Source organism: Sulfitobacter sp. HI0040 (genome assembly GCF_001634885.1).
In the GTDB taxonomy this organism is placed as follows: domain Bacteria; phylum Pseudomonadota; class Alphaproteobacteria; order Rhodobacterales; family Rhodobacteraceae; genus Sulfitobacter.
In genome coordinates this window covers 1-11,366 of record NZ_LWEX01000078.1, presented here as the reverse complement: position 1 = coordinate 11,366, position 11,366 = coordinate 1, and the positions used below count along the sequence as shown (strand labels likewise).

Annotated in this window: 12 protein-coding genes; 4 read left to right on the top strand and 8 right to left on the bottom strand. The window is 65.6% G+C overall.

Translation table 11 applies throughout. The features are described from left to right. Positions 1-319, top strand: a 319-nt coding sequence (locus A3728_RS06165; RefSeq protein ID WP_150120668.1) for an Ldh family oxidoreductase, incomplete at its 5' end; no start/stop codon positions are given. Between the two features lie 26 nt (positions 320-345). Here A3728_RS06165 and A3728_RS06160 read toward each other — a convergent pair. The 3 genes from A3728_RS06160 to A3728_RS06150 form a co-directional block, all read right to left on the bottom strand. Further along, complete coding sequence (locus tag A3728_RS06160; RefSeq protein WP_067921210.1) at positions 346-780, bottom strand: DMT family transporter; 435 nt, start codon at positions 778-780, stop codon at positions 346-348. 64 nt (positions 781-844) lie between these two features. Next, entirely contained in the window at positions 845-1,531 is a 687-nt protein-coding gene (locus A3728_RS06155) for a hypothetical protein (protein WP_067921215.1), read from the bottom strand. Positions 1,532-1,648: 117 nt separating this feature from the next. Continuing rightward, on the bottom strand, positions 1,649-2,050 hold the full coding sequence (locus tag A3728_RS06150; RefSeq protein WP_067921208.1) for a PaaI family thioesterase: 402 nt from the start codon (positions 2,048-2,050) through the stop codon (positions 1,649-1,651). 168 nt (positions 2,051-2,218) lie between these two features. Here A3728_RS06150 and A3728_RS06145 point away from each other — a divergent pair, with 168 nt between their 5' ends. Then, entirely contained in the window at positions 2,219-3,376 is a 1,158-nt protein-coding gene (locus tag A3728_RS06145; protein ID WP_067921205.1) for a sensor histidine kinase, read from the top strand. Between the two features lie 72 nt (positions 3,377-3,448). Here the strand turns inward: A3728_RS06145 and A3728_RS06140 are convergent, their stop codons facing one another. Next, on the bottom strand, positions 3,449-4,081 hold the full coding sequence (locus tag A3728_RS06140; protein WP_067921203.1) for an MT-A70 family methyltransferase: 633 nt from the start codon (positions 4,079-4,081) through the stop codon (positions 3,449-3,451). Positions 4,082-4,608: 527 nt separating this feature from the next. Next, positions 4,609-6,564 carry a DNA topoisomerase IV subunit B gene (parE, locus tag A3728_RS06135; RefSeq protein ID WP_067921201.1) on the bottom strand — a complete coding sequence of 652 codons (1,956 nt, stop codon included), beginning with the start codon at positions 6,562-6,564 and terminating at the stop codon, positions 4,609-4,611. A 140-nt stretch (positions 6,565-6,704) separates the two neighbouring features. On the opposite strand from parE, the gene A3728_RS06130 reads away from it, so the two are divergent. Then, positions 6,705-7,313 carry a carboxymuconolactone decarboxylase family protein gene (locus A3728_RS06130; protein ID WP_067921199.1) on the top strand — a complete coding sequence of 203 codons (609 nt, stop codon included), beginning with the start codon at positions 6,705-6,707 and terminating at the stop codon, positions 7,311-7,313. A 122-nt stretch (positions 7,314-7,435) separates the two neighbouring features. Here the strand turns inward: A3728_RS06130 and A3728_RS06125 are convergent, their stop codons facing one another. Further along, positions 7,436-8,314, bottom strand: a complete 879-nt coding sequence (locus tag A3728_RS06125; protein WP_067921197.1) for an alpha/beta fold hydrolase — start codon at positions 8,312-8,314, stop codon at positions 7,436-7,438. Next, positions 8,311-9,462: an alpha/beta hydrolase family protein gene (locus A3728_RS06120; RefSeq protein ID WP_067921195.1), complete on the bottom strand. Its 1,152-nt coding sequence runs from the start codon at positions 9,460-9,462 to the stop codon at positions 8,311-8,313. Before A3728_RS06120 ends, A3728_RS06125 begins: the two co-directional genes overlap by 4 nt. A 122-nt stretch (positions 9,463-9,584) precedes the next feature. Here A3728_RS06120 and A3728_RS06115 point away from each other — a divergent pair, with 122 nt between their 5' ends. Beyond that, complete coding sequence (locus A3728_RS06115; protein WP_067921193.1) at positions 9,585-10,946, top strand: MATE family efflux transporter; 1,362 nt, start codon at positions 9,585-9,587, stop codon at positions 10,944-10,946. Positions 10,947-11,057: 111 nt separating this feature from the next. Here the strand turns inward: A3728_RS06115 and A3728_RS06110 are convergent. Next, the coding region (locus A3728_RS06110) for a hypothetical protein (protein ID WP_236630417.1) at positions 11,058-11,366 on the bottom strand (309 nt) is incomplete at its 5' end.

Sequence of the window (11,366 nt, the reverse complement as noted above, 5' to 3'; positions counted from 1 at the left end):
GGTGTCGATCGGGGCGTACAAGGGCTGGGGCTTCGGGCTGATGGCCGAGATTCTGGCCGCCGGCATGGCGGGCGGGGTCCTGTCGCAGGACGTCAAACCGCTGAAGGCGCCCGAGGGCGCGCCCCACGATCTGGGGCAATATTACATCGTCCTTGATCCCGCGACCGGCCCGAACTTTGCCGAACGATTAAGCACGCTGGCAGAGGCCTGCCAGACCGATCCGGGGGGCCGCATGCCGGGCCAGAACCGGGTGCCCTCCGATCCGGTCGACGTTGCCGACGATCTGTGGAAGCTGGTGACGGATCTCGCCGCCGCTTAGGCTGCGCCCCTGCCGCAGGGGGGAGATCAGACCTGCTGCGTCATCCAGACCCCTGCCGCCATCAACGCGATACCTGTCATCCGCGCCCAGCCCAACGGGGCGACCTGCGCCCCGAAAAGCCCGTAGTGATCTATCGCCGCCGCGCTGATCAGTTGCCCCAGCAGGACGAAGAAGATGGCGTTGCCCACGCCGAAATGCGGGGCGATATAGGTGATCGACAGCACGTAGAACGCCACGAGGAAACCGGCGAGGAACAGGTGCCGCGGTGCCGTCGCCATGCGGGCGAAGGCCTGCGGCCCCGTCACAAGCGCCAGCAGCAGGCTCACGGAAAAGGCGATCACGAAAAGAACCGTCGCCGCCGCCGCAGGGGAGCCGATGGCGCGCCCCAGCGCGGCGTTCAGCGCCGCCAGCAGGGGTATCCCGATGCCCGCCGCCAGCATGATCAGCGCGTAATGGGCCATGGGCTGCTCCTCTCATCGTCCGGTTTTGGCGGCAGAATGGCCGCGCCGACGGGCAGAGGCAAGGCTATTGGCAGATCGCGTCCAGATCGACACCGTCCCATGGCACGGTCACATCGGCGGTGGGCGCGGGCGGCAGCGGTGCCACGGGCATGACCTGCGATATCAGCGCATGCAACCGCTCGGTCCGGGGGGCCGCAGGGGCCAGCGCGCGGCAGCAGACGAACTCCTCCACGATGGAGCCCTGCTGTTCATAGCCGAAATCGCCGAAGCGCCGGTCCGCCCCGATGTCGAAAAGATAGGGGTCGTCGCTGACCGAATGTTCCGTGGCCGCCCGCAGCGGGGAATAGCCCGTCGTGCGCCGGTTCTGCCACTGCCAGACATGGGTGACCTCATGCGCGAGCAGCATGGCCGCGATCAGGTTCACCTTGTCGGGATACTCGGGCAGGTAATCGTCGAGATACCAGTCCCGGTCGAACAGGACAGTGTTCCAAAGGGCGACGGCGGCGGGTTTCGACGTCACCATCTTTTCTTCTTCGACCGGCGGCAGGATCATTTCGCGGCAGGTGGTGCGCGGGCGCGGCTTGCGCCGGAAGGTCACAGCCCGCGTCGGCGCGCCGTCATGCAGGCGCACCCGGTCAAGGTCCAGCGTCGCGCCGTGAATCGTCGACATGAACTGCCGCTCATTGGTTGTGAGCGGCCTTCCGCAGGCGGCCAACGTGAAAAGCAGAAGAAGGATGAGAGGGCGACGCATGGTCCCAGTAAGGCCCGCCACGCCCCGCAGTTCAAGCGGCAAATATCACGCCCGCCTCACGATTTGGTGGCCCGGTGCGCGCTGTCCCCGGGGCAGGGGGCAGGGCTGCCAATGGGCTTATCGTGCGAAGGTCGCCGTGGCCAGCGCCACGGTCTTGCCCGAGGGTGCTTCCGTCAATTCGGCGCGCGCGAATATCATGCTGCGGCCCGCGCGGGTGACCTCGGCGCGGGCGATCAGCGCCTCGCCGCTTGCCGGGCGTAGAAACTGCGTATCGAGCGTGACGGTCCCCACCGGGATCATCTCGCCCGCATGGCCACCGCAGGCCAGTACCATCGCGGTATCCGCCAGCGCCGTCACCGCCTGACCGGACAGGATGCCCCCCGTGCGCAGCAGATGCGGCCCGATCGGGATTGTCAGGCTCGCCCCCTCCGGTCCGATCGCGGTTACGCGCGGTTTCAGGTCCAGCACCCAGGGGGCGAAATTCGTTTCAAGGAATTGCTGTGCCTCGGCCTCTGTCATCCGGCTCCCCCTACCTTGGTCTGACGCTGATACCGCAAAGGTTGTTTGCAAATGCATGTTTCAACCAAATCGGCCAAAACACCGTGGCGCGAACAGATCAAAGCCATCTTTTGGCTCCAATTGCCCCAGTAGTTAACGGCCATTAATTGTTCAAGGAAAGATGAACCAGTGAAACTGTACAGCTACTTAGCCCGCAAGCGTTGGCCTGCGACCTACGAAGGCAAGATTCTCTTGGTCAGCTTTATCGGCGTCCATGTTCCCATGTTCGGGGCCGTGAGCTATGCGCTGACTGCAGACCCGACGCCGATCATGGCGCAACTCGACGTTCTGGCGGCCATGCTGCTGGCGACCCTTCTGGGCACGGGCGCCACCCTCTTCGTGATGCATTCGCTGCTTTCGCCGGTGCGTACCGCGTCGAAAGCCGCCCAGGCCTATCTGAAGGATCGGACATTGCCCCGCCTTCCCGTTTCCTACGAGGACGAAGCGGGCATTCTGATGAGCAGCCTGCAGGAATGCATCATCCGGTTGGACAGTTCCATCGCCTCGGCCACATACCAGTATGAGCAACTCGAACGGGAACACTCCGAGAAGTTCAACATGCTGTCGGGGATGAAACACGATTTCAGAACCCCGCTGACGCATATCCTCGGGTTCTCCGCCTTGCTGCAATCCAGCTCCAACAGCATGGCGCAGGACCCCCAGACCAAGGCCTTCGTGAAAAAGATCTCGGCCTCCGGCGAAGCCCTGCTGCAGACGCTGAATTCGGTTCTGGAAATGTCGGACGTGGAAAGCCGACGCCAGATCGAAGAGGACAGCGAGCCTTGCAATCTGACCGAAATCGTCAACAAGGCGATTGATCTGGAGCACCTCCATTCCGAAAAGGCAGGCGTCTCCGTTGCAATGGATACCCCCGGCCATCAGGAGGTCTTCCTGATAAGGTCCGCGGCGGAAACGCTGGTCTCCACCATGCTGCATGCCGCGACCTGCACCGCCTCCGACGGGGGAAGCATCGAAATCCGCACAGGCGAAGGGTCCGACGGCGTCCGGATCACCGTGCACAGCAATGTGGGCCAGTTCCAGCTTGAGGATGTTCCCCAGAACCTCGCCTATCAACTCACCGATCTTGAATCGAACAGCGGGACGATCGGCAGGCTGTCAGAGGGGTCGACCCCGATTACCCTGCGCCTGTCCCTGATCGATACGCTGGCCAAGGCACTGGGGGGCGAGTTCGTGATCACCCAGAGCCTCAGCCATGGTATCAACCTCACGGTGATGATCCCGCAGGCGGGCGATCTGGGGGTCAGCCCGCTCGGTAACGCTGCGTGAAACAGGATGGCTTATCCCGGTCTGCGCCCTGCAGGTCGGGATGAGCCTTGATCCGCGCGCAACAGGTCCGCGCTACTCCGCCACCAGACCGGAGTTGTATTTGTAGGTATCCCAGTCCGGCTTGTAGTCGTCATCCGCCTGATTGCCCCAGACGGTCCAGTTCTTGCGTCGCCCGCGCCCGAACAACTCCAGGTAAGGCCCGGGAGAGCAGGCTTCGATGATGTCGTATTGCTCATCGGGCTTGCGGGAATGTTCGCGCTTGCGACTCGCGAAAAGGTTCACCTGCCTGCGCCCCGGCGGCAGGGTCCGCGCGTTCTTGCCCCGCACCCCGAACAGCACGATTTCGGTCACGTTGCGGAAATAGAACCCCACGCCGCGCCCGTCCGAACCGCCGTCCTTGCGGACCTTGTGCCAGATCAGGTTTGACTTGTACTCGAACCCCCATGCGCGCATCACCTCCAGCCCGTCGGGCAGCAGCGCGTTGGGCACCCAGATGTAGCAATGCGCCGGTTCGGCAAGGTGTTCCGCCACCGGCAGCGCGCAGATATCCGCAAGCTCCATGGTCGGGTAGCGCGCCAGCCGCTTGTGCTCGGGCGCGACCTTGCCGGTCCGGTTCGCAAAGCGCCACGGCGGGTCCGCCATGATGGTGGAAAAACGTTTACCGTCCAGAAAGCTGCGCAGATCGTCGGATGCTTCTTGCGTCATGTGCCCCCCCCCCCCGCGGTTGAAGATCATGTAGACCAAGTTCGGCCGAACTTATCAAGTTTCGGCGGTCGGGGGCAGGAGGAGGAGCGCGCGGATCGTGGGGCGAGGCAGACCTAGGGAAGGGAAAGGATCGCGGGGGGGAAGTTTGCGGGGTGCCGCGACCGGTTCAGGTCACTGTTGTCGCGGTTCCGACCTGTCGTCGTGTGGAAGCCCCTTCCCCAGGGGGAAGGGAAGGGGCTATGCGCCGAAGGCGCATGGGATACGGAACAGATGTGGTAAAATGTACCTGCGGCGAAACAATAGGGTCGCGCCCGACCTGACGCCGGAGAGGGCGAGCCAGCCAGCCTTACATTGTACGCAACCGGTGCAGGTCACTATTGTCGCGGTCCCGACCTGTCGTCGTGTGCAAGCCCCTTCCCCATGGGGGAAGGGAAGGGGCTATGCGCCACAGGCGCATGGGATACGGAACAGATGTGGTTGGGATGTTAATCGCTAACCACTAACTGTCAGCGTGGTCATAAGCTCCCTCACACATCCAGCTCCTCCACGAACTTCGCATTCTCCTGGATATACTGGAACCGCAGCTCGGGCTTCTTGCCCATCAGCCGTTCCACCAGATCGCCGGTCTCTCCGGGCATGTCCTCGTCCACCGTGACCCGGATCAGCTTGCGGGTGTCGGGATCCATCGTGGTTTCCTTCAGGTCCTTGGCGTCCATCTCGCCCAGACCCTTGAACCGCTGCACGTCGATCTTGCCCTTGCCGCCCAGCCCCTTTTCGAGCCAGAGGTTCTTTTCCGCGTCATCCGCCACGTAGATGCGCTTGGCCCCCTGCGTGAGCCGGTAAAGCGGCGGACAGGCGAGGTAGAGGTGGCCCGCGTCGATCATCGGGCGCATCTGGGTGAAGAAGAAGGTCATCAGCAGCGACGCGATATGCGCGCCGTCCACGTCGGCGTCCGTCATGATGATGATCTTGTCATAGCGCAGATCGTCGAGGTTGAATTTCGTCCCCATCCCCACGCCCAGCGCCTCGCAGAGATCGCTGATCTCCGCGTTGGTGTTCAGCTTGGAAGAGGCCGCGCCCAGCACGTTCAGGATCTTGCCCTTGAGCGGCAGCAGCGCCTGATTGTTGCGGTTGCGCGCGCCCTTGCCGGAGCCCCCGGCGCTGTCGCCCTCCACGATGAACAACTCGGTGCCTTCGCGGGTCTTGCTGGTGCAATCGGTCAGCTTGCCGGGCAGACGCAGCTTCTTCGTGGCGCTCTTGCGCGCGGTTTCCTTTTCCTGTCGGCGGCGCATCCGTTCCTCGGCCCGCAGCACGAGGAAATCGAGGATCGCCCCCGCCGATTTGGTATCGGCGGCCAGCCAGTTGTCGAAATGGTCGCGCACCGCGTTTTCCACCAACCGCGCGGCTTCGGTGGTGGCCAGCCGGTCCTTAGTCTGGCCCACGAACTCCGGCTCGCGGATGAAACAGGACACCAGCGCGCAGCCCCCGGTGATCAGGTCGTCGCGGGTGATCTCCTTGGCCTTGCGGTTGCCCGCCAATTCGCCATAGGCCCGGATGCCTTTCAGGATCGCGGCCCAGAAGCCGCCTTCGTGGGTGCCGCCCTCGGGCGTGGGAACCGTGTTGCAGTAGGACTGGATGAACCCGTCGCGCGCCGGGGTCCAGTTGATGGCCCATTCCACCTTGCCCGGCACGCCGAAGCGTTCCTGAAAATCGACCGTCCCGGCGAATGGGTTCTCGGCATAGGTGGTGGCCCCGCCCAGCGTTTCGCGCAGATAATCGGCAAGGCCGCCGGGAAAGTGGAACGTCGCCTCCTGCGGGGTCTCGCCATCGGAAATGGCGCTTTTCCAGCGGATCTCGACGCCGGAGAACAGATAGGCCTTGGACCGCACCATCTTGAGCAGCCGCGCGGGCTTGAACCTGTGGTGGCCGAAGATTTCCTCGTCCGCGTGAAAGGTGAACATGGTGCCGCGCCGGTTGGGGGCCGCACCCACGCGCTCCACCGGGCCAAGGGGGATGCCGCGCGAAAACCGCTGCTCATAGACCTCCTTGTTGCGCGCCACCTGCACCACCAGCGAATCGCTTAGCGCATTGACCACCGAGGCACCGACGCCGTGCAAACCGCCCGACGTCTGGTAGGCCTTGCCCGAAAACTTGCCCCCCGCGTGCAGCGTGCACAGGATTACCTCCAGCGCGGACTTGTCGGGAAACTTCGGGTGCGGGTCGATCGGAATGCCGCGTCCGTTGTCGCGGATGGTGACGGCATAATCCTCGTGCAGCTCCACCTCGATCCGGGTGGCATGGCCCGCCACCGCCTCGTCCATGGAGTTGTCGAGCACTTCTGCCACCAGATGATGCAGCGCCCGTTCATCGGTGCCGCCGATATACATGCCGGGGCGTTTGCGCACCGGTTCCAGCCCTTCGAGCACCTCGATGGAGGATGCATCGTAATCGGTCGGTTCGTGGCCGGACAAAAGGTCGGTCATGGGGGCTGCTCGCTCTGCTCTTGATTGCATCGCAGTATGTCAGAGGGGACCGGCCTGCGAAAGGGAGAAGGCGCAGCCCGCTTTCCAACCCGGCGCGCCGATGGCACCCTGCCGATCGCATCCCCAGCAAAGGAAACACCATGGCCTGGATCCACATCATCCCCTTCGAGGCAGCGACCGGCAGGCTGCGCCAGCTTTACGACAGGATCGCGGGGCCGGGGGGCAACGTGGACAACATCATGATGATGCACAGCCTGCGCCCCCATACGATGGAAGGACATATGACGCTCTACAAGGCGGTGCTCCACCATTCTGCCAATACGGTGCCCAAATGGTTTCTGGAGGTGCTGGGCGTCTGGGTCTCGCTGCGCAACCGCTGCGATTACTGTACGGAGCATCACTTCGCCGGACTGCAGCGGCTCCTCGACGATCCGGCGCGCGCCGATGCGATCCGCGCCGCGCTGGCAGCGGGCGACATCGCCGCCGCGCCGCTCGATGCCGCCCAACAGGCCGCGCTGCGCTACGCCGCCCGGCTGAGCGAAAGCCCCGGCGACATGGACGAGGCGGATGTCACGGCCCTGCGCATGGCGGGCTGGGAGGACGCCCAGATACTGGAGATCAACCAGGTGGTGGCCTATTTCGCCTATGCCAACCGCACGGTGCTGGGACTCGGCTGTTCGACCAAAGGCGACATCATCGGCCTGTCGCCCGGCAATTCCGACGACGCGCAGGATTGGGGCCACCGCTGAACGCCGCTCCCACCGCGGCACAGCTCACACCCTTCCAAATGGCAAAATATCCCCCCCGGAGGGCCGGCCCGCCCCGATTCCCCGGCCAGCGGCCCGCGCGATCCTACCCCGCGCCTGCGGTCCTACGGCATCCAGTCCAGAATGGCGCGCGCCACCTCTTGGGGCTTCTGGTGATGCAGCCAATGATCCGCCCCGGGGATCTCCACCCGGGTGAGGTCCGGCGCATAGTCTTCCAATCCAGCGTTCGATGCGGGCAGCAGGGCGCGGTCCTCCATCCCCCAGATCAGCAGATGCGGGCAGCGCACCTGCAGCTTCTCTGCGGGCAGGTCCGGCAGATCGGTCAGCGGCGTGCCTGGATCGGCGATCTTCAAGGGTGAGGCGCGGTACCAGTTGATCATCCCGTTGAGCCGCCCGGGCCGGGACCATTCGGTGACATAGGCGGCCAGTTCCTCCTCGCTCAGCCAGTCGATCTTCATGCGCGCCTGAAAGAAGTCCTTCATCTTTGCCATGCCGTCCGCGCCCAGTTCCTCGTGCGAGGTCGGGCGGCGCAGGTAGTTGATGTATTGCGAGGCTTCGGACTGCGCACCGCCTGCCGCCATTTCCCGCTGGAAGGGGGCGGGATGGACGCCGTTCATGATGATCAGGCGCGACACCAGTTCGGGCCGGAACATGGCAAGGCCGTAGGCCACCGCGGCCCCCCAGTCATGGCCCAGCACAGCCATCGGCGCGTCCTCTCCGATCAGCGCCGCCATGTCGCCCACGAGTTTCGAGGTGGTGTATTCGCTCACGTCCTCCGGGGCCCAGCTTTGCCCATAGCCGCGCTGGTCCGGGGCGATGCAATGAAACCGCTCCGCCAGCAGCGGCGCGAGATTGCCCCATGCCCCGCCATATTCGGGAAAGCCGTGCAGCATCAGCAGCTTGGGTAGCGCCGGATCGCCCCAGTGCCGGATGTGGAACGGATGGCCGCCGATCTCTCGGGTCTCGCTGCGGGGGGCGTTCATCTGGGGGTCCTTTCATGTGATGGGCCAGTCGCCGCGCGGGTCTCGAAGCTGAGCCCGCGCGCGGTTTCGGGCGGAAAGCCCGCGAAATCAGCGCCGAAATAGGCGCGCATCGCCGCGTCCCCGCGCAGGTGCAGGCCGAAGAAGGCCGTGGCGAAGTGCTGGGCGATGTTGTTCATCCGCAGCGTGTCCCAGACCGGGTCCGCATGATGCAGGTAGGGTGCCCAGCCCAGCAGCTCCGACTGGGCCCAGCTTTCGGGGGGCGCGGGGTAGGGGGCCGCGGCGTTGTGCCCGGCATGGGCAAAGCTCAGCATGTGCCGGGGCGCGCCCGTCGCCTCCTCGAAAATACGGCGCATCGCCTCCCCGCCCGAAACCTCGTCCGCCGTGCCTGCCATCAGCAGCATCGGTACACGCAACCCGGCAAGGCCGCCCGCGTCCCAGAACCCCGCCATTCTGCCCCAGGGGCCGATGGGCAGGATCGCGGCAACCCGTGGATCGACAAGCGCCTCGTGGCTGTCGCTGCCCGCCCGGTGCCGGGCAAGGCTGCCGTCCGCCGGGGCGCGCTCGTGCCGGACGGCAGCCTCGCTCAGCCCCGCGCCGCCCAGCACCAGCGTGCCGTAGCCGCCCATGGAATAGCCGATCACGCCGACCCGGCCCGTATCCGCCCCCGCCAGCAGGGGCAGCGGCACACCCGCCACCCAGTCGATCAGATCGCGCTGATCCACGGGCCGATAGAGCAACGTTTCCGCAAAATCCTGCCGCCCCTCGTAGGTGGAGCCCGCGTGATCCGCCGCGACCACGACGAACCCCTGTGCGGCGAGGTGCTCGCCCAGATGCGACAGCAGGTAGCGGTTGCCCGGAAATCCGTGGGAAATGACGATCAGCGGCGCGTCCAACCCGGGCTGGGGCGGGGCGCCCCGGCAGGCGCGTCCTTCCAGCCGCAGGGGCGTCACCCCGTCCCGCAGCCATGTCTCGTAGATGGTGCCCTCTGCCGTTCCTGCGTCCGCAGGATACCAGGTTTCCACCGTCAGGCGGCGCCCGCTCGCCAGTGCCGCCTCTGCCGTTGCGACGCCCACGGGTCTGTCCCCCCGTCGGGCAAGGGCGGGCGCATCGGGCCGGGTGAGATGGATGGGGGTTGCGGTCGCGGGCATGGCCTCTCCTCAGGTCCGGGGGACTGTGACCCCAGAATCGGAGGAGAGCAAGGCGAAGGCAGAGAGCGCGCCCCGCCGCTTGCCCTCTTCCCCTCCGGGCGGCGGCGGCATAGGAGAGTTGCATGCGCAAGCAGATGTCATACGCGGAACATGCCAAGGCCATTACCCTGCTGGGGCTGCCGCTCATCGGCGGGCACCTCGGGCAGATGGCGATCGGGGTGACCGATACCGTGATGCTGGGCTGGTACGGGGTGGAGGCGCTGGCCGCCGTCACCCTCGCGGCCACCTATTTCTTCGTCCTCTTCATCTTCGGCTCCGGCTTTGCCCTTGCGGTGATGCCCATGGTCGCGTCCTTCGCGGCCTCGCAGGACGAACAGGGCCTGCGCCGCGCCACGCGGATGGGGCTCTGGCTGTCCACCGGATTTGCCGTGCTGGTGATGCCCGCCTTCATCTGGGCCGAACCGGTCCTGCGTCTGCTGGGGCAGGGCGACGATCTGGCCGAACTGGCGGGCGGCTACCTCGCGGTGGCGGGCTGGGGGATATTGCCCGCGCTGCTGACCATGGTGCTGAAATCCTATCTGGCGGCGCTGGAACGCACGCAGGTCGTGCTCTGGATCACCGTGCTGGCGGCAGTGGTGAACGGATTGGTGAACTACGCGGTGATCTTCGGCAACTGGGGCGCGCCGGAGCTGGGCGTGACGGGCGCCGCCATCGCGTCGCTTTTCACGCATGGCGTTTCACTGCTGGGCGTCGTCCTCTACGTGCTGCTGAAGATGCCGCACCATGGCATCTTCGTTCGCCTCTGGCGCGGCGATGCGCAGATGCTGGGCCGGGTCTTCGCGCTGGGCTGGCCCATTGGCCTCACCACGCTCTGCGAAGTCGGCCTCTTCGCCGCTTCGGCGGTGATGATGGGCTGGCTGGGCACGGTGCCGCTGGCGGCCCATGGCATCGCGGTGCAACTGGCGGGCATCACGTTCATGGTGCACCTTGGCCTCAGCAACGTGGCGACGATCCGGGCGGGCAATGCCTTCGGGCAAGGCGACACCCAGCATATGGCCCGGGGCGCGGTGATGGCCATGCTGATCTCCCTGCTGCTGGCGGGGCTGACCATCGCCGTCTTCCTGATATGGCCCGAACCGTTGATCGGGCTCTTCATGCGCGACGGGGAACCGGCCCGGGCCGAGATCCTCGCCGTCGGAGTGGCACTGCTGGCCATCGCGGCGCTCTTTCAGCTGGTGGACGGGGCGCAGGTGATCGCGCTGGGCCTCCTGCGCGGGGTGCAGGATGCGCAGATCCCCATGATCTTCGCCGCCATCAGCTACTGGATCATCGGGGTGCCCTTTTCCTACCTGCTGGGCTTCACGCTGGGCTTTGGCGGCGTGGGCGTCTGGGCGGGGCTGGTGCTGGGGCTGGGCACCGCCGCGATCCTGCTCAACGCGCGCTTCTGGGGCGTCTCGATCCGCCGCATCGCCGAAGCGGTCTGAACCGGCCTCTTCTCATGATTCGAAATACTTTCGGGGGTGTCCGAGGGGGCAGACAGCCCCCTCGGGTCCAGCCGCCCGCGCCGCCCTGACGATGGCGTGCCGATCACGCAGTCAGTCTTTCAACACCCTGTCGGCCTTCTTGCGCACCAGCGTGCTGCGCAAATCGTGCATCGCCAGCAGCAGATCGTTGGTCACCGCGTCGAGCTGTTCGTCGGTGGCCTTCGACTGCACCCATTGCGTGGTCAGGTTCAGGTAATCCACAGCGCGGTGAATGTCGTCGATGTCGCGCAGGGCCAGCAGGCGAGCGCGTTCTTCCATCCAGCCCCGGATCCGGTCCAGATCGGCGTCCGACAGGGTGCGCNCGCCTGCTGGCCCTGCGCGACATCGACGACATTCACCGCGCTGTGGATTACCTGAACC

Bases quoted from the DNA above. Each gene is read 5' to 3' on its own strand.
- A3728_RS06115 (WP_067921193.1), top strand. From the start codon at position 9,585: ATGCGCAAGCAGATGTCATACGCGGAACATGCCAAGGCCATTACCCTG.
- A3728_RS06120 (WP_067921195.1), bottom strand. From the start codon at position 9,462: ATGCCCGCGACCGCAACCCCCATCCATCTCACCCGGCCCGATGCGCCC.
- A3728_RS06155 (WP_067921215.1), bottom strand. From the start codon at position 1,531: ATGCGTCGCCCTCTCATCCTTCTTCTGCTTTTCACGTTGGCCGCCTGC.
- A3728_RS06150 (WP_067921208.1), bottom strand. From the start codon at position 2,050: ATGACAGAGGCCGAGGCACAGCAATTCCTTGAAACGAATTTCGCCCCC.
- A3728_RS06130 (WP_067921199.1), top strand. From the start codon at position 6,705: ATGGCCTGGATCCACATCATCCCCTTCGAGGCAGCGACCGGCAGGCTG.
- A3728_RS06125 (WP_067921197.1), bottom strand. From the start codon at position 8,314: ATGAACGCCCCCCGCAGCGAGACCCGAGAGATCGGCGGCCATCCGTTC.
- A3728_RS06160 (WP_067921210.1), bottom strand. From the start codon at position 780: ATGGCCCATTACGCGCTGATCATGCTGGCGGCGGGCATCGGGATACCC.
- parE (WP_067921201.1), bottom strand. From the start codon at position 6,564: ATGACCGACCTTTTGTCCGGCCACGAACCGACCGATTACGATGCATCC.
- A3728_RS06140 (WP_067921203.1), bottom strand. From the start codon at position 4,081: ATGACGCAAGAAGCATCCGACGATCTGCGCAGCTTTCTGGACGGTAAA.